Genomic DNA, 17,568 nt, shown 5'->3' with positions numbered 1-17,568 from the left:
CATTCCAACAAGAAGGCTAGACATGAAACGTATTCCCTTGGTGTGGCAAATCGTTGCCGGGCTGTTGCTTGGCGTGCTTGTCGGTTGGTACTTCAATACGCATCCGCTCTATCAGACATGGGTGAGCGCGGAGATCCTCAAACCGCTCGGTGACATCTTTATCAAGATGATGAAGATGGTGGTTGTACCGATCGTGTTCTGTTGCATGATTCTGGGCATTGCAGGCGGTGGCGATAACAAGTCGTTTGGCCGTATGGGGATAAAGTCGCTGGGCTACTTTTTTGCTATTACGGCCTTGGCCATTGTCATCGGCTTGTGTTTCGCCAACGTTTTCGAGCCTGGTGCGGGCACCGACATTTCCGGAATTTCGCACGGTACTGCAGCGATCACTCTGGAGCCGTCTAAAGGCGCATTGGTCATCTTGCAGAACATCGTCCCTGACAACGTGCTGGTTGCTATGTCAGAAGCGAAATTGCTGTCCGTGCTGTTTTTCGCCGTCCTGTTAGGCATGGCATTAAACGCTCTGCCGAAGGACAAAAGCGCACCTTTCATCGCTGTGGTTCAGAGCCTTTCCGATGCGATGTTCAAGGTCGTCTCAATCGTCATGGCTTACGCGCCGATCGGTGTGTTTGGGATGATCGGGGCGACCGTGGCGACGTTTGGTTTCGCCTCATTGTTGCCGTTGCTCAAGTTAATCGGGGTGGTTTATCTGGCGCTGATTGTTTTCGCGTTGGTGATACTCGGCGGTATTTGCTACTTGATTGGCGAAAACATTTTCAAGTTGATCCGCTACTTTCGCAATGAGTTGATTCTGGCGTTTTCGAGTGCCGCGTCAGCCGCCGTCATGCCGCAGTTGATGACGCGATTGGAGAGCTACGGTGTACCGCGTCGGATCGTCAGTTTTGTGGTGCCGGTGGGTTATGCGTTCAACCTGGATGGCGCATCGATTTTTCTCGGTGTGGCGACAATCTTCGTAGCGCAGCTCTATGGCATCGACCTGTCGCTTTCCCAGCAGATTCTGCTGGTGGTCACAATGGTGTTGACCTCCAAAGGTGCTGCCGGGGTACCTGGATTTGCCATCATTATTCTTTCTGCAACGTTGGCGTCTGCCGGTCTTCCATTGGAAGGGGTAGCGCTTATTGCAGGGATCTTTAGGATTATTGATAGCGGCACAACCACGCTGAACGTGCTGGGTAATGCGATCGCACCATTGGTTATCGCCAAATGGGAAAAGGCGAACCTTGAGCCTTTAAGAGTCGAGCGCGTAGCACAGAAAGCATAACTACTCATGAGGAGCCATCGGCGATCAAAAGCCTGTGGCTCTTCTTGTTTTCATCGTTCAACAAATAAATTTTTATGTCTTTTCTCTTTGCCGGGTTCTGAGCTGTGCAGTTAGATTTTTTCTTAACTGCATCAATTCGGATTTCCGCGTTTTGCTGCCGATTTCTAATAAAAAATAAGGTGCTTTATGCGCAAAGAATCCCTTCCCGATTCACATCGTAAGTTTGCTTTGTTGTGTGCGGTTTTACTTGCCAGCTTCCTGACCGTGGGAAATGCTCAGGCCACTTCAGGCAATATTGTTAAATCGCATCTGTTGACCCATTCTGCGGTGGCAGTACCTGATCGTTATGCGGCTGAAACAGCTAGAGCCATCTTTGCCAAAGGTGGCAATGCCATCGATGCGGCGGTGGCTATTGCATTCACTTTAGCCGTTACCTATCCGGAAGCTGGCAACATTGGCGGTGGTGGGTTCATGACGATCTATCACGAGGGTAAGCCTTATTTCCTTGATTACCGCGAGCGGGCACCGCTCAAGGCGACTAAGGACATGTTCGTCGCCGGCAATGGACGAGTGATCCCTGCTGATAGCACCCAAAGCAGCGTGCTTGGCAACAAGGCCGTGGGCGTACCAGGTACGGTCGCCGGCCTGTGGGAAGCCCATCAGCGTCTTGGCAAGCTCAGCTGGCAGGCGCTGGTCGAGCCGGCAATCCGCTATGCAGATGCGGGCTTTCGAGTTGATGAAATGCTAGCCGGTTTGGCAGCAACGGAAAACCAACAGCGATTCGCTGGAAAAACCAATTTCTCACAACATTTTGGTACGTTGCAGTCGGGCATGATTTTCAAGCAGCCTGAACTGGCAGCGGTATTGAAACGAATCGCGAAGCACGGCACTGCAGGTTTTTATTCCGGCAAAACAGCCGAACTGATCGTTGCTGATATGACGGAACATGGCGGACTTATCAGCGAAGCCGACCTGCGGAACTACAAGGCAATTTGGCGAGAGCCGATACAGGCAAACTGGAATGGTTTCCAGGTGGTGACCGCGCCACCGCCCAGTTCCGGTGGTATCGCGCTGGTTCAGTTATTGAAGATGAAAGAAGCGCGCAACGCGGATTTTAGTGGCGTGCCGCTGAACTCGCCAGAGTACATTCATCTGGTCGCAGAAATCGAAAAGCGAGTGTTTGCCGACCGAGCGCAGTACCTGGGCGATCCCGACTTCTACAAGGTTCCGGTAAGACAGTTGCTGGATGAGAATTACCTACTGCGGCGTGCGGCGGAAGTGAGTGTTTCGGCCCCCTCAGACACCAGCAAAGTAGCCGCAGGTTTGAAGATTACCTTCCCGGAAAAACCGGAAACGACGCATTTTTCAATTGTCGACAAATGGGGGAACGCGGTATCCAACACCTACACATTGAATGGCTTCTTCGGGTCTGGAGTGGTTGCCGGTAAAACCGGAATACTGCTCAACGATGAGATGGATGACTTCTCTGCGCTTGCCGGAGTGCCAAATCAGTTGGGGGTTGTCGGTAATGACACCAACGCGATTGAGCCCGGAAAGAGACCACTTTCATCGATGTCTCCGACCATTTTTCTGAAGGACGGGAAGGTCGCGTTGGTCATCGGCACGCCGGGTGGCCCTAGAATTTTTACATCGATCTTTCAAGTGGTGAGCAATATCTATGACTTCAAATTGCCGCTAAAGGATGCTGTTAGCGCGATGCGCTTTCATCATCAATTGTTGCCGGCAAATACCATTTTTTGGGAGCCTTACTCTCCGATCACGGGGCAGTTAGCCAAGGATCTAGACGCCAAGGGCTACAACCTAGTCAACCAGGGTTTCAATGGTGATATTCAGGCGATCAAGGTGAATGGCGGTATCCCGGAACCGGTGACAGACCCGAGGGGCAGGGGAGTAACGATGCTGGTCAAATAATTCGTCATTCCTAACAAATGACTCGATCTGAGCAACGGTTTCCGTTTCCATCGTCGGGCACTGAGGTGAGACTTGGCAATTTGAGGGATAGCAGAATTCTAGATCGGGAAAACTCCTCTAGACGACCGGTCTAGTTTTCTGTAGGCTTCCTATCCTATGAAGAAACCTATCCAAGACATGCGGCAGCACATCATCGATGTAGCGAAGTCGCTGATGACCAACAAGGGCTACACCGCCGTGGGGTTGTCGGAAGTGCTGACAACCGCTGGCGTACCCAAAGGGTCGTTCTATCACTACTTCCGTTCGAAAGAGGAATTCGGCCAGGCGCTGCTTGAAGAGTACTTTCAGGAGTACATCGGGCGCGTCGATGTCGTGATGGCCGCAGAAGGAACCGGAGCCGAGCGGCTGCTGGGCTATCTGCACTACTGGGCAAAGACGCAAGCGTTCGATCACCCCGAGGAGAAATGCCTTGTGGTGAAACTGGGTGCTGAAGTCTGCGACTTGTCGGAAGACATGCGTGCGGTGCTGGAGGAGGGCACCGCGCTAATCATCCAGCGCATCACGCGCTGTGTCGAGCAGGGCATGGCAGATCGTTCCATTTCGCCGACCCTGAACGCGGCGATATTGGCCGAATCGCTGTATCAGCTATGGCTTGGCGCCTCGCTACTGGTCAAGGTCAAGCAGACCACAGCCCCTTTTGAAACCGCACTGATCACGAGTAAACGCCTGCTTGCATAGGGGCGTTTTTTTTAACCGGTAAGCTAGACGACCGGTCTAATAGTAGAGGTATTTAGAATGCTTGATGGCAGACGTAACACTGACCTTTTTTCGCCCGTGCAGATGGGCGCCATTGAGATGGCAAACCGTATTGTCATGGCCCCTGTTACACGCAGCCGCATGGGAGATGACGGCGTACCCAATGAGCTTCATGCCACTTACTACGCCCAGCGTGCCGGCGCAGGCCTGATCATCGCCGAGGCCACGAACATTTCTGCTCAGGGCCGCGGCTATGCGATGACGCCTGGTATCTGGTCGGAAGAACAGGTGGCAGGCTGGAAAAAAGTCACTGACGCGGTACACGCGGCAGGCGGCAAGATCGTCAGTCAGCTATGGCACGTAGGCCGCTTCTCCAGCGTCGAGTTACAGCTAAACGGCGAGGCGCCGGTAGCTCCCTCGGCAATCAAGGCCGAAGGTACCACCTACACCAACAATGGCATGGTCGAAGTGTCCATGCCTCGGGCGCTTGAGACTTCAGAGATCCCGGGGATCATCGAGCAGTACAGGCATGCGGCAGAAAATGCAAAGCGAGCCGGTTTTGATGGTGTGGAAGTCCATTCTGCCAACAGCTATCTGCTCGACCAGTTCCTGCGTGATTCCACCAACCAGCGGACTGACCAGTACGGCGGCACCATCGAGAACCGGACACGACTGACACTTGAAGTCACCGAAGCCGTGGTAGCGATTTGGGGCAGTGACCGGGTCGGTATCCGCCTTTCACCAGTAACCCCTGATGCAGGTAACACGCCTCCAGACAGCAACGTCATGGCGACCTACGGTCACCTCATTCAGCAGCTGAACAGAATCAACTTGGCCTATCTGCATTTCGTTGAAGGCGCCACGGCCACGTCTCGTACCGTTCCCGAGGGTGTGGATCTGGACGCGCTGAGTGCGCAGTTCGAAGGGCCGTACATTGGCAACAACAACTATGACCTGGATATGGCGCTGGAGCGCCGGGCGCAAGGGCGGATTGATGCCGTGGCGTTTGGTCGTTTGTTCATTGCCAATCCAGACCTTGTAGAGCGCCTGCGTCATGGTGCCGAACTGACCATCGCGCCTCGTGAGAGTTACTACGGCGGAGGCGCCAAGGGCTACACCGATTGGCCAACGGCCAACTCCAACTAATGAGAGGTTCCCCTTGCGTCAGCTCGGCGCGGGGAGGCTCCGTCGCGAAAGCATTTCGCCGCACAAGAGGTACTCAAGTATGAATTATCTGAAAAACAAAGTAGCAATCGTCACTGGCGCGTCTTCCGGTATTGGTGCTGCCACCACCCGCGCATTGGCCGCACAGGGCGTCCGCGTCGTGGCAGCAGCACTTGATCAGGAAGGGCTTGAATCGTTCGTTGCCGAGCTGCGTGTGGCAGGGAGCGACGTGGTCGCGTTCACTACCGATGTCACCCATCTGGATCAAACCAAAGCTCTCGCGAAGTTTGCACAAGAGACCTACGGCGCCGTGGACATTCTGGTCAACAACGCTGGCCTGATGCTCTTTTCCAACTGGGTCGATCTGGCCGTGCAGGATTGGGAAAAGATGATCGATGTGAACATCAAGGGCTACCTCAACGCTACTGCTGCGGTACTGCCATTCATGCTGGAACAGAAGTCCGGGCAGATTCTCAACATGGACTCTGTCGCAGGTCACCAGGTTGGGCCGGCGGCGGGTGTTTACAGCGCTACAAAGTTTTTCGTCCAGGCCATGACCGAGTCTATGCGAAAGGAGTTGGGCGTGCAGCATGGCATCCGCGTCAACACCGTCAGTCCCGGCGTCATCAATACCGGCTGGGCGGACAAGGTCAGCGATCCTGAAGGGCGCAAGGCTGCCCAAGAGCTGAACCGGATTGCCATTGCGCCTGACGATATTGCCCGCGCAGTGATTTACGCGCTCAACCAACTGGAAAACGTCACCGTCAACGATTTGATCATCTCGCCGACACGCCAAGATTGGTGATCGCTGACAGGCCTTGCCTGTGCCCATCCAGACCTGATGGGCAATCGGAAATTTTTCACTCAGGAGTCCACCATGAGCAATCCAACTTACGTCCAGGAATACAACGCGATCGTCGACGTGCTTAGCCAATACAACGAAGGCGGTGCCAAGGCTGACAGCGCTTTGATGAAGCCTGCGTTCAACAAGCAAGCGACCATGTTTGGGGTCGACGGCGACAAGCTCGTCGGCGGCGGGATCCAGAATCTGTAGGACGTCATCGACAACTCTTTCCGTCCATCTCCCGAAACCAAAGCCGCGATCGTTCGCATCGACATTGTGGGCACTGCCGCCAGTGCGCGCGTTGATACCGAGAATGTTTCGGGGTTTCGATTCACTGACTTCTTCAACCTGCTGAAGGTAGAAGGCAAGTGGACGATCTTCAGCAAGATTTACCACACCCATCCGAGCGCTTGAGCATTTGAGAGCCTCTGGCGAGGTGGGTTGTACCTCGCCCTTATTAAAAGGAGAGAACCATGTCAAAGAACATCAAGGCAGTACCAACCTCCGAGTACAACGCTGTCATCGCTACTGCCAATCAGTACGTTGAAGGTCTGCGTGTGGGCAGTTCAGAAGGCGTTGCTCAGGCGTTCCATAAAGACGCCGTGATGTACGGTTTCACAAATGGTGAGCTGCTTGGCGGCCCGATCAAGAATCTTTTTGATTTCGTTCAGAAGAATGGCAGCGCCCCAGAGATTACCACTCGCCTCGACATACTGGCCATCACCCCCACAACAGCCGTGGTGCGTGTCGATATGGAAAATGATGCGATCGGTGCCGACTACAACGACTACCTGACCCTGATCAAAATCGACGGCATATGGAAGGTCATCGCCAAGGTTTATCACCAGTTCGAAGGTTGATCGTTCACCGATCCCGATTGAGTCAATACCGGGGTCGGAGCTCGTTCATCGTCAAATGGAGAAGCAATCATGAGTACAATTTTCATCATTGGCGCCGCTGGCAAAGTAGGTCGGCGATTGGTTAAGCAACTCGTTGGACGAGGTCACGAAGTGATCGCACTGCATCGGAACCCGGAGCAGGGAAGTGAGCTTGCGGCTCTGGGCGCGACGCCCGTTAAGGGCAATTTGCTTGAGCTTGATCCCGGGCAAATGGCGCGACTTATGTCGGGCGGTGATGCCGTGGTCTTCACGGCAGGGGCAGGCGGCGCAGGTATGGATCTAACCAATGCGATTGATGGGCGGGGATTGGAGTTGGCAGTGGCCGCAACTATTCAGGCAGGTGTCCGGCGTTTCATTCTGGTCTCGGCCTTCCCCGATGCGCTGCGTGGTAGCCCTGTATCCGAAGGTTTCGAAAATTACATTGCCGTGAAAAAACGAGCGGATGCTCACTTGGTGGGGACGGGTTTGGATTGGGTGATTGTGCGCCCAGGAACGCTTCTGGATGACACAGGCACTGGCAAAATCCGTGCTGACGTCGCTATTCCTTACGGTGAAGTTTCAAGAGATGACGTAGCAGCGACACTTGCCGAGTTGATCGATCAGCCCAAGGTGAGCCGGGTCATTATCGAACTCACTCAGGGTGACACGCCAGTCTCCGACGCGGTTCGCAGGCTTGGTCATGAGCGTTGCTTACAATGAAGTTGGTTTTGGTTGGCGCTACGGGGTTGGTTGGACGCGAGGTTCTGAAACAGGCGCTCGACGATCCACGAATCAGCCTTGTGGTTGCGCCGACTCGTCGTGCGCTTGCAGCACATCCCAAGTTACATGCACCTCTAACCGACCTCGACAATCTACCGGAAACTGTCGATTGGTGGCGAGCGGATGCCGTGATCTGCACCTTGGGCACGACGATGCGGCGCGCTGGATCGAGAGACGCTTTTCGGCTTGTTGATTACGAGTACCCGTTGGATGTAGCGCGCCTTGCCAGAATGAATGGCACCTCAGCATACGTTCTCAATTCGGCCACCGGAGCGAACCCAAACTCGAGCTTTTTCTACAACCGGGTAAAGGGCGAGTTGGAGACATCTCTTACAGGGCTTGGTTTTAATTCACTCACCTATGTGAGGCCCGGCGTCATCAGTGGGACGCGCGACGAACTGCGGTTGGGTGAGCGAGCACTGGTAGTCGTACTGGGCTTGGTGGGGAGATTGTTACCTGTTCGCTGGCAACTTAACCCCGCGTCGAGAATCGCTCAGGTGTTGCTCGAATCAGCCCTTGAGCGCAGACCGGGTGTTCACATCATCACCTCCGAGCGCTGCATTTGAGCCGGAGTTAGCTGTTTTCACAAATAGATCATTTGAAGGGAGTTACACGATGCCGATGGTTGAGTTTTCCGCTGTCTTGGACAGCAATACAGGACATGCCTGGAGCGTGTTGAAGAAATTTGGCGAGATCCAAAAATGGCACCCCTCGATTGTGGAAAGCAGCATTGAGGGCAATCAGCCTGATGGATTGGTTGGCTGTATTCGCAAACTCACGTTGGCCGATGGCGCAATTGTCAGGGAGCGCCTGTTATCGGTCGATGATCGCAATACAACGCTGTCCTACCGCTTCGAGGAGGCCCCATTACCGCTGGACAACTATGTGGCCACCGTGAAATTGGCCTCTCTTACTGGACAGTCCAAGACGTTCATCAATTGGTCTGCAAGCTTTGACCTGCAAGATTTGAATACAGCAGACCACTACCAGGAACTCATACGAGGACTGATCGTGGATGGCCACAATAGTCTTCAGTTGTTTCTAATCCGGCATTAAAGAATTCAAGGAATTGACACGCCCAGTCTTGGCTAGGCAAGCATTCTATACTTGAGTGCAAAAGGGCTCTTGGAGGCTGATGATATTCAGCTACGTTGATTGACTGCAGCCATCGCTCCCTTGGCGAGACGGAATTCGTTGCGATGGTCGCCGATCACGCCAGGGCGTATCAAGGCTAAGGCTGCGCTAAGGCCCGACGCTCGCGCGAGATCAAATGTTGGAACAGGAGGCGACCGAACTTACCGGCACCGCAGAGCGCCTGAGTTCCAAAATTTTACGCTCATGCACAGCTCCCCATTCCCGCATGGCACTCACCAAAGGCGCGAGAGAGCTACCTAATTCTGTCAGCGAATACTCCACCTTTGGCGGCACCTCGCGATAGATTTCGCGATGAATTATCCCATCAACCTCCAGCTCTCTCAGCTGGAGTGTCAGCATCCTCTGAGTGATATCTGGTATTAGGCGTCGCAGTTCGTTGAAGCGCTTCGTTCCGGACATCAGGTGAAACAGTATGAGCGATTTCCATTTTCCACCTATGACATCGACAGTAAACGCGACGGGACAAGCAAAGGCCTCAATTTCATCCTGAGGATTACATTTTTTCACTGTTATCACCATGGTATAAAAAGTGTGCCTACAGCACATAATTGTGCGTACTTACACGTAAGTGCTGTGTAAGTTAGCATTATTCCATATTAACCACTATGGAATCCGCTTGATGAGCTTGCTGCTTTCGCCCCATGAAATTAAAGGCCTTAAACTGAAAAACCGCGTCGTTATGTCCCCTATGTGCATGCACATGGCAGCGGATGATGGCTTTGTCACTGAATGGCACCGCGTTCATTATGGAGCTCGTGCTCTGGGTCAGGCGGCGCTGATTTTTCCCGAAACGTTGGCTATTCAGGCTGACGGTCGTATCGGTGCCGGTGACCTTGGTATCTGGAGTGATGAACACGTTGTCGGCTTAAAATCTCTGACTGAACTGCTTCACAGCTTTGGTGCAAAAGCTGGTGCCCAAATCGGTCATGCAGGGCGCAATGCCGATCTGCCCAACCTTATTCATATCGCACCTTCGGCGATTCCGTTTACGGATACCAGCCCTGTGCCTCGCGCACTCTTGGCTGATGAAATTCCGGGTTTTGTAAAGCTCTATGGCGATGCCGCACGACGCGCCAGTGAAGCGGGCTTTGATGTGCTTGAGATCCATGCCGCACATGGTTATTTGCTGAGTGAGTTCCTCTCTCCACTCGCCAATACCCGCGACGACGAATACGGTGGTGATGCCCAGCGTCGCTATCGCTTCCTGCGCGAAGTGCTGGAGGAGGTCAAAACGCATTGGGGCGATCGCCCTTTGTTTGTTCGGATCTCCAGCTCTGATTACGCCGAAGGTGGAAATACGCCTGAGTCATTCCTTGAATACGGTCGCTGGATGAAAGAGCAGGGCGTCGATCTGATCGACTGCAGCTCCGGCGGGATCAAGATGATCAAGGTTCAGACCTATCCAGGTTACCAAGTACCGGCCGCTGAGTTGCTGCGTAAGGAGCTGCATATTGCGACGGGTGCGGTGGGTGTAATCCAGAGTGGTCGTCAAGCCGAAGAAATCCTGCAGAACGGCCGAGCTGACTTGGTATTTGTCGGGCGGCAAATGCTGCGTGATCCATTTTGGGTGCGCACTGCAGCAGATGACTTGAAAGAAATCATTGAGATTCCTGCTGCCTACACACGTTACGGTTCTGTATGGCTTGATACCAAAGCGTGAATTAGTCCACTTCCTAAGCGGGCGGCTGGAAGGTGCTAGTCCTCAACCCAATCCAACGAAGCAGGAGTAAAACCATGAGCAAACCTACTTACGTACACGAATACCAAGCCATCACCGAGGTGCTGAACAAGTACATTGAGGGCTGCAAGCAAGCAAAGAGCAGCATCATGAAGTCTGCTTTCAATGAGCAAGCGACGATGTTTAGCGTCGATGGCGACGGTAAGCTGGCTGGCGGCGCAATTGCAATCCTGTTCAAGGGCATCGACGAGGGTTTTCGCCCATCTCCAGATGCACCGGCAGCTATCGTCCGCATTGAGATTGTCGGTACAGCGGCTAGCGCTCGCATCGACGCCAACGACATGTCAGGCATTTCCTTCACCGATTTTTTCCATTTGTTGAAAGTCGATGGCCAGTGGACGGTCGTCAGCAAGATCTTTCACACCCACGTCGCGTCTTGAACCTCTGTCGTCCTTGAGTCTGCGGTAGTTGAGGCTTCCCAGAACTCAGACATAAAAATGGAAACGTCATGAAAACCCTTACCTCTGCTCTCGCTCCTACCGTCGTTGCCCTTGCGCCTGGTACTGCCTCCGCCACCACATACCCGGGAGTTGAGCACAACACGGCGAAACTCTTGCAATCGCTTGAAGGTGGCCAGACGCTCGACTCCATGACGCCGGTCGATGCCCGTGCCGCGCTGGCGGGTGCCCAAGCTGCCCCCCAAGTGGCCTTGCCGGCAGCTGATGTCAGCGAGATGACGATACGCGTCAACGGCAGCGATCTGAAGCTGACCATCGTGCGCCCGGCCGGCAGCAAAGAGAAAAACCTGCCTGCGTTCATGTACTTTCATGGCGGCGGCTGGGTGTTGGGGGACTTCCCGACCCACGAACGGCTGGTGCGTGACCTGGTGGTAGGCTCGGGTGCGGTGGCGGTCTTCGTCAACTACAGCCTCTCGCCAGAGGCGGCATATGGCGTCGCCACCGAGCAAGCCTATGCCGCGACAAAATGGGTCGCCGAACACGGCGAAGATATCAAGGTAGACGGCACTCGCCTCGCCGTAGCTGGCAACAGCGCAGGCGGGAACATTGCCGCCGTAGTTGCCCTGATGGCCAACGAGAAGGGTGAACCCGCACTGCGCTCGCAAGTGTTGCTGTGCCCAGTGACAGATTCCAACTTTGACACGCCGTCGTACAAGGAGTTTGCCAACGGCTATTTCCTGACGAAGGACATGATGGCGTGGTTCTGGGACAATTACGCACCCGACGCCGAGGCACGCAAACAGATTTACGCTTCTCCACTGCAGGCAACGAGGGAGCAGTTGAAGGGCCTGCCGCCGACGCTGATCCAAACGGCCGAATTCGATGTCCTGCGCGATGAAGCTGAAGCGTACGGCCGCAAGCTCGACGCTGAAGGCGTACCCGTGAAGACGGTTCGCTACAACGGCATGATTCACGATTTCGGGCTGTCGAACGCTTTCAGCCATCTGCCGGCGCCGCGCACCGCGATCGAGCAGGCATCTCAAGAGCTCAAGAACAATCTGAGCGAGTAACTTCAAAGAAAAACCCCACAGGTCACGGTGAAACTGTGGAAGTTATTACTGCAAATACAGCGTTCATTTCATTGCGAAGCTACAGTCGCACCAAAGTTGTTCGGAATACCCGCTGTGCTTTTTTTGCAGTTGAGCATAAATAAATAATCGCAAACCTTATTAAATTAAGAGTAAATAAATGAAAATTACTTCTATCAAGAGTTTGTTTTTTGTGGCCCTAATTTCGAGTTTGGGCGCGATTGCTCAAGCAGATAACACTCAAGCAGATAACCTGTCCAGTGACCAACAAGTCAGTAGTAAAGCAGTGAGCAAACCTACATACGTAGAAGAATACCAAGCTATTACTGAGGTGCTTAACAAGTATATTGAGGGTTGCAAGCAGGCCAAGAGCAGTATCATGAAGCCCGCTTTCAACGAACATGCGACGATGTACAGCGTCGGCGCCGATGGCAAGCTGGCAGGCGGCGCGATTCCAATCCTGTTCGATGGGATCGACAAGGGTTTCCGTCCATCTCCTGACGCACAGGCCGCTATAGTCCGCATCGAGATCGTCGGTACCGCGGCTAGCGCTCGCATCGACGTTAACGACATGTCCGGCATCTCTTTCACTGACTTCTTCCATCTGCTGAAAGTCGAAGGTAAGTGGACTGTGGTTAGCAAGATTTTCCAAACACATGTAGCGCCTTAATTACTTGAGCCGTCCGGCGGCTTTGTGCTCGACTATCTAGGGCTTCTGCGCTGAAACCCTTCGATCACAGCCATCGACTTTAGTTAGTGGAGTCGGTATTCAACCGCCGGATGACTCAGTCCCTTCTTGATCTTACGAAATTTTGATTACTACTTTACCAAAGGCGCCTCTGGCCAAGTGCTCATACGCTTGGCGTGCTTGATCAAATGGATACACGTGGTCGATTACCGGGCGAATCTTGTGCTCATTCAAGAATTCGTTCATGCGATCAAATGAGGAGCGAGGAGCAACGGCGATGCCACGAATCGTTGTTTGCCGGAAGATCAAAGGCATCAGGTTGAGTGCAGAGGTTTGGCCGGTCAGGAAGCCGATCTGTGCGATACGTCCTCCTGCCTTTGTCGCTGCAACCGATTGATTGATGCCATCCCCGCCTGCCACATCCAGCAGGAGATCGACCCCCTTGCCGTCAGTGAGCTTTAGTACTTCCTCTGCCCACTCAGGGCTAGTGCGATAATTTACACCCGCAACAGCACCCAGTTTTTTCACTGCTTGCAGATTGTCATCTCGACTGGAAGTGACGATAACTTTGGCGCCAAGTGCCGTTGCAATTTGTGCAGCGAAAACAGAAACACCCCCTGAGCCCTGAACCAAAACGGTTTGGCCTGCCTCGATCTGGCCGAAATCAACGAGCGCATACCATGCCGTCAGAGCAGCAATTGGAAGGGTCGCAGCTTCCTCATCTGACATGTTGTCGGGAGCACGTACCGCGCTGTCTTCATGGATAATCATGTACTCCGCCAGCCCGCCCGGCAATGGCGAGCCAAAGCAGTAGTTAGGCTCGTCTGGCCCTGGCATGCCATCCAACCAACGTGAGTAAAGGTGTGAGTTAACTCGATCTCCGATAGAGAAGCGGCTGACGCCATCACCGACTGCTACGACAGTACCTGCCGCGTCGCTTATAGGGATTAGCGGCTTAGGCACCATATGAGGCTCATAGATGCCGTCAACGATAGCCTTATCCCGGAAGTTGAGCGATACAGCCCCCACTTTTACCAGCAGTTCTCCAGCGTTGGGCACGGGTGTCTCAGCTTCCCCCTGCAGAGCGGGCTAGGCTCATCCACCGCTGACTTTCCAATGTTTGACATCATCAGCGAACATCATTTGCTTCATCTCATGAGCAATCCCGTATGCCAGGGACTCGTGTGCAGCGATGACTTTTTCTTCTGCTGAAAGGCAATGAAAAATATCGAGCTTGGTCTCTGCGTCAGCAGTTTCGAGTGTGAAAATTTGCACGTAACGCGCGAGGTCGTTATCGAGGCTCGACAGGTATTCACGTAGGCGCTGATGGTCGACTGATTTTTGGCTGAAGTACCAATTCATCGGGTGAATCAGGAAGCGTGAGTGGGGCGAGGTGATTCGGCGGCCTGCCGCCAAAAACATAATAATGCCCATTGACTCGATGTTGCCCGCATTGATCGCGCACAGCGGTACCGGCAATGACTTCAGGAACGTGTAGAGGGTGAAGCCAAAGTTGGTGCTGCCCCCGCTTGTAGAAAGATTAAGGAGCAAGGAGGTGGCGCCTTGATCGATGGCTTCCAGACAACAGTCCCGAAAGCGCTCAGTCGTTCCCTGATCGATCTGGCAATGGAAATGCACGATGTGTTCAGTCATCAATTGACCTCCTGAGTGTGATGCGTGGAGGGCTTCTACGAGTTATTAAGTCTAGTAAATATCGAACATTTGGTACGAAAGCTGGCGTAAGGCTCCATCGATGAACGGTCACACGCCGTCAGTCGCATGCGCGTATTTTCAATGGAACCAATTACTCGAATCCACTCGTCGCGAGCCCCATATTTCCATTCAAACTTTCTGTTTTGTGCGTCCTCCGAATTAGACGAGCCCATGCTCGTGCTAACGATGTAGAGGTGAACAAAAATGGCCAATACAGGAAACAAAAATCCAGGCAATTTTTCTAATGACCGTGACAAGGCTTCTGAAGCCGGTAAGAAAGGTGGAGAAGGCTCTGGCGGAAATTTTGCCAACGATCCCCAACGCGCGTCTGAAGCAGGCCAAAAAGGTGGTCAAGCTTCCGGCGGACAACAATCCCGCGATAGCGATCGCATGTCCGGAGGCGGGCAGGGTACGAATCGCGGAGGCGAATTTACCGACGATAAAGAAAACATGTCCAAACCAGGCCAAAAAGGCGGCCAGGCTTCAGGTGGACAACAACCCAACAAGGCTGATCAATCGTCCAGCGGCGGAAAAGGAAGCGGGCGCGACAGCAATCTTTCCGATGACAACGATAAGTCCTCTGAAATGGGACGCAAGGATGGTGGGGTGAGCGGAGGTGGAGGGCGCAAACCCTGATGCCGTCTGACACCATCAAGCCCCGAGTCTTTCGGGGCTTGATTTCGATATTGCCGGCCAATACTAAGATCCGAGCCTTGGCTCACAAACTCAGCAACGAATATGTTTGGGGGTGAGCAATATCGAAGAGGCGAGTGCCGATCACCAGAATTTTAAGAATCGCTTCTACTGCTTTCGAAGGGATTGGCCCCAAGACGATCGAAATTTGAACGCAAGAGGCGGCATAAGTGATCCTATGAACAGGCATCTGCCTTGTTCACGAAACGACCTCTTAAGATGTCGAGGTTATCCAAATGCACCTGATCGAGATTTTTTTTCCGCTCAACACGAACGATGGCACGCCTCAGCCCGTCGAGCTTTTTCGCCATGTACGGGAGCAGTTGGCCGAACAGTTCGGAGGAGTGACGGCTTTCACTCGCAATCCGGCGAAAGGTATTTCACTGCAGAAAGATAACGAAAGAGCAGAGGATGACATCATCGTTTATGAGGTCATGGTTGAAGCTGTTGATCGGCTTTGGTGGCAAAGCTTTAAGCGCGATCTAGAAGGGCGTTTTCAACAGGAAGAAATTCTGATCCGTGCGACCGCCATTAGTCTCATTCGCTAGCCGAAATCGGTAGAGTCACGTGATGAGCCTTGATGTCGCATCAAAAAAGCTCGCGTGACGCGGGAGCTTTTGGACTTCAAACGGATAGCTTTTCGGGTACGATGCGGCTGGGCTAACCTTTGATTCGACGGGCGGTCAGCAGAATCCACCCTAACCCTTGTTGCTTCGACAAACCTTTTTTCACCGCAATGCGCGCCTTAGGGTTTGGCACCCCAATGAAACATGTCATTGTTTACTCGGCGCGCATCACTCTTCGTTTCGGATATGTACATTAGCTTTGTTGATACTTTATCTCCGAACAGTATCGTAATCGTAGGGTTTGGTTCCATAGAAAGAATGGATTTCTGTTGCCCAAGACTCGTCGGCCATATTAGGCCAATTGTCCTTGTCAAAACCTGGTGCATTTTCCAAGCGTTCTTTCTCTACGTTTAGTACGAAGCGCTTATTTACTGTATCGAGTGTCAATGCATTCCAAGGTACCGCAAACAGTTTTTCTCCCATGCTAAGAAAGCCACCAAAAGATAGAACAGCATAACTCACTCTTCCGCTGCGAACATCCAGCATGATTTCTTTAATATCTCCCAAGTCTTCTTCATTATGGTTATAAACATCATTTCCAATGAGTGTGTCTGCCCCCATCAGGTCGGGGCCAGGCCCCTGTTCCTCGGAGCCGGTATCTCGTAGGAGGTTGGTTTTGTACATGCCATAGGTATCGCGATCTTCGTAGTTCATTACTATCTCCTATCAGCAATCGCCAATCAATCAGGAAATGCACCCACCGCCTTGATGGCTGTATTAGTGGGAGTCACCAGCTTTCGAAAAAGTTGAATTTTTTTCTTGAATGGCGACGAATGGTAAATGGGAAGAAAAAAAGTTAACAAGCTTTTAATTAGTGTGCTATTCATATTTTGTGCTTTGTTTTTATTATGGGTATTGATTAGAGTGATATCGTAGACACATAGATGAAGCAATTCCCCATTATGGCAACTATGTCTCCGGCTTGAATATAACTTCATAAATATAAATATTAAGTTTTTGGTCGCTGCTGTGACCAAACTTATTTGATTGATAGTGGATAAAGGGAAGTCTAGCCAAATCCAGAGCCGGACATTGGCAGGCGAATGTCTGCTTCTGGCGGATTACTGCCTTTCGTGAAGGGCTGAAAACGACCCATTGCAGCCATTCGCAAACGCTCAGACTCGCACTCCCAATCCGCGGAACGTATGACTTGAGCCGCCTGTCAGGCGCGGACCTGGTCGAATAGCTTTTGCAGAAATACATCGCCCGCCACAGAGTCTGAAAGCAAGTAATGTCCAGACCAATTGTCCCAGCCGGCCGCAAGGTTGAACTCAGCACACTGGAAATTTTGATGAATTTGTTCACTGACGCCTATGACGGGTGAACCCACCCGTTTGAGCCCTCGGAGTTTGATCAGCTCTTCAGCTATCGATAGCCAACAAGCGTCTGACAACTCGTTGAAATCAAGTGACAGATGACCATTAGCTGCCTTATGGAGAGTTGGATTCATTCGTTGCCGTCCAAGGTGTGACGCGAAGGGAATGCACTAGCGCGTTTGAAAACTGACTAAGAATACACATCAGTTCTCGCTTGCTGCATGAGCTACTGTTTCACCATTAGGGTGTCCACGGACCGCTTCTGGCCGTTTTTTGCCTGTCGAGAAGGACGGCAATCGACCCTGGCTGTGTAAAAAAGTAGTCACTGTTTTGAAGTCTGCGTCGCTACGTAAAATCTGCCAGTGATTGGTTAACGAACGGACCTGAAATTTGCGTAGGAACGCGATTTTTGTTCTGGTTCTGACCGTCAAACCTGCTCTAAAACGTTTTTACACAGCCTCGACCCAAAGCGGCCGTCTGACTCGTGACTTCTGAGCAAGGAATGCCTTGAGCGCTG

19 protein-coding genes and 2 pseudogenes are annotated in these 17,568 nt (G+C 52.7%); 16 read left to right on the top strand and 5 right to left on the bottom strand.

Annotated features, from left to right (window positions below; translation table 11 throughout):
• Positions 1-22 precede the first annotated feature (22 nt).
• From JFU47_RS06080 to JFU47_RS06035, 10 genes and pseudogenes are all read left to right on the top strand, one after another.
• The gene (locus tag JFU47_RS06080) at positions 23-1,282 is read left to right on the top strand and encodes a cation:dicarboxylate symporter family transporter (RefSeq protein WP_201181818.1); all 1,260 of its coding nucleotides are present in this window, start codon (positions 23-25) and stop codon (positions 1,280-1,282) included.
• Positions 1,283-1,468: 186 nt separating this feature from the next.
• On the top strand, positions 1,469-3,214 hold the full coding sequence (gene ggt, locus JFU47_RS06075; RefSeq protein WP_201181817.1) for a gamma-glutamyltransferase: 1,746 nt from the start codon (positions 1,469-1,471) through the stop codon (positions 3,212-3,214).
• Between the two features lie 156 nt (positions 3,215-3,370).
• Positions 3,371-3,952 carry a TetR/AcrR family transcriptional regulator gene (locus JFU47_RS06070; RefSeq protein ID WP_201181815.1) on the top strand — a complete coding sequence of 194 codons (582 nt, stop codon included), beginning with the start codon at positions 3,371-3,373 and terminating at the stop codon, positions 3,950-3,952.
• 57 nt (positions 3,953-4,009) lie between these two features.
• Complete coding sequence (locus JFU47_RS06065) at positions 4,010-5,116, top strand: alkene reductase (RefSeq protein WP_201181812.1); 1,107 nt, start codon at positions 4,010-4,012, stop codon at positions 5,114-5,116.
• 79 nt (positions 5,117-5,195) lie between these two features.
• Positions 5,196-5,939, top strand: coding sequence for an SDR family oxidoreductase (locus JFU47_RS06060; protein ID WP_201182276.1), 744 nt, complete (start codon positions 5,196-5,198; stop codon positions 5,937-5,939).
• Between the two features lie 72 nt (positions 5,940-6,011).
• A pseudogene (locus JFU47_RS06055) lies at positions 6,012-6,392 on the top strand (nuclear transport factor 2 family protein).
• 59 nt (positions 6,393-6,451) lie between these two features.
• On the top strand, positions 6,452-6,838 hold the full coding sequence (locus JFU47_RS06050) for a nuclear transport factor 2 family protein (protein WP_201181810.1): 387 nt from the start codon (positions 6,452-6,454) through the stop codon (positions 6,836-6,838).
• A 69-nt stretch (positions 6,839-6,907) separates the two neighbouring features.
• A complete protein-coding gene (locus JFU47_RS06045) occupies positions 6,908-7,576 on the top strand; it encodes an NAD(P)-binding oxidoreductase (protein WP_201181807.1) in 669 nt (222 codons plus the stop codon).
• Complete coding sequence (locus JFU47_RS06040) at positions 7,573-8,202, top strand: NAD-dependent epimerase/dehydratase family protein (protein WP_201181805.1); 630 nt, start codon at positions 7,573-7,575, stop codon at positions 8,200-8,202. Before JFU47_RS06045 ends, JFU47_RS06040 begins: the two co-directional genes overlap by 4 nt.
• A 49-nt stretch (positions 8,203-8,251) precedes the next feature.
• Complete coding sequence (locus JFU47_RS06035) at positions 8,252-8,692, top strand: SRPBCC family protein (RefSeq protein WP_201181803.1); 441 nt, start codon at positions 8,252-8,254, stop codon at positions 8,690-8,692.
• 210 nt (positions 8,693-8,902) lie between these two features.
• Here the strand turns inward: JFU47_RS06035 and JFU47_RS06030 are convergent, their stop codons facing one another.
• On the bottom strand, positions 8,903-9,298 hold the full coding sequence (locus JFU47_RS06030; protein ID WP_201181801.1) for a winged helix-turn-helix transcriptional regulator: 396 nt from the start codon (positions 9,296-9,298) through the stop codon (positions 8,903-8,905).
• A 112-nt stretch (positions 9,299-9,410) separates the two neighbouring features.
• Here JFU47_RS06030 and namA point away from each other — a divergent pair, with 112 nt between their 5' ends.
• From namA to JFU47_RS06010, 4 genes are all read left to right on the top strand, one after another.
• On the top strand, positions 9,411-10,451 hold the full coding sequence (gene namA, locus JFU47_RS06025) for an NADPH dehydrogenase NamA (protein WP_201181799.1): 1,041 nt from the start codon (positions 9,411-9,413) through the stop codon (positions 10,449-10,451).
• Positions 10,452-10,525: 74 nt separating this feature from the next.
• Positions 10,526-10,909 carry a nuclear transport factor 2 family protein gene (locus JFU47_RS06020; RefSeq protein ID WP_201181797.1) on the top strand — a complete coding sequence of 128 codons (384 nt, stop codon included), beginning with the start codon at positions 10,526-10,528 and terminating at the stop codon, positions 10,907-10,909.
• A 68-nt stretch (positions 10,910-10,977) separates the two neighbouring features.
• Positions 10,978-11,997: an alpha/beta hydrolase gene (locus tag JFU47_RS06015; RefSeq protein WP_201181795.1), complete on the top strand. Its 1,020-nt coding sequence runs from the start codon at positions 10,978-10,980 to the stop codon at positions 11,995-11,997.
• A gap of 304 nt (positions 11,998-12,301) precedes the next feature.
• Positions 12,302-12,685 carry a nuclear transport factor 2 family protein gene (locus JFU47_RS06010; protein ID WP_201182275.1) on the top strand — a complete coding sequence of 128 codons (384 nt, stop codon included), beginning with the start codon at positions 12,302-12,304 and terminating at the stop codon, positions 12,683-12,685.
• Positions 12,686-12,817: 132 nt separating this feature from the next.
• On the opposite strand, the gene JFU47_RS06005 is transcribed toward JFU47_RS06010, so the two are convergent.
• Together JFU47_RS06005 and JFU47_RS06000 are read right to left on the bottom strand one after the other, a co-directional pair.
• Positions 12,818-13,786: a zinc-dependent alcohol dehydrogenase family protein gene (locus JFU47_RS06005; protein ID WP_201182273.1), complete on the bottom strand. Its 969-nt coding sequence runs from the start codon at positions 13,784-13,786 to the stop codon at positions 12,818-12,820.
• Positions 13,787-13,798: 12 nt separating this feature from the next.
• Positions 13,799-14,356 (bottom strand): ATP-dependent Clp protease proteolytic subunit, encoded by a 558-nt coding sequence (locus JFU47_RS06000; protein WP_046817303.1) that lies wholly within the window; start codon positions 14,354-14,356, stop codon positions 13,799-13,801.
• 264 nt (positions 14,357-14,620) lie between these two features.
• On the opposite strand from JFU47_RS06000, the pseudogene JFU47_RS33510 reads away from it, so the two are divergent.
• Positions 14,621-14,782, top strand: a pseudogene (locus JFU47_RS33510) (general stress protein); the annotation flags it as partial.
• A 563-nt stretch (positions 14,783-15,345) separates the two neighbouring features.
• Positions 15,346-15,657, top strand: coding sequence for a hypothetical protein (locus JFU47_RS05990; protein ID WP_201181791.1), 312 nt, complete (start codon positions 15,346-15,348; stop codon positions 15,655-15,657).
• Between the two features lie 288 nt (positions 15,658-15,945).
• Here the strand turns inward: JFU47_RS05990 and JFU47_RS05985 are convergent, their stop codons facing one another.
• Both JFU47_RS05985 and JFU47_RS05980 read right to left on the bottom strand, forming a co-directional pair.
• Positions 15,946-16,389, bottom strand: a complete 444-nt coding sequence (locus tag JFU47_RS05985) for a PRC-barrel domain-containing protein (RefSeq protein ID WP_201181788.1) — start codon at positions 16,387-16,389, stop codon at positions 15,946-15,948.
• Between the two features lie 508 nt (positions 16,390-16,897).
• On the bottom strand, positions 16,898-17,185 hold the full coding sequence (locus JFU47_RS05980) for a hypothetical protein (protein ID WP_201181786.1): 288 nt from the start codon (positions 17,183-17,185) through the stop codon (positions 16,898-16,900).
• Between the last annotated feature and the right edge of the window lie 383 nt (positions 17,186-17,568).

The sequence above is a fragment of the Pseudomonas sp. TH39(2020) genome (genome assembly GCF_016650715.1).
Taxonomy (GTDB): Bacteria; Pseudomonadota; Gammaproteobacteria; order Pseudomonadales; family Pseudomonadaceae; genus Aquipseudomonas; species Aquipseudomonas mandelii_C.
Note: the sequence above shows the minus strand (reverse complement) of the source record. Positions and strands in the feature narration are given on the sequence as shown.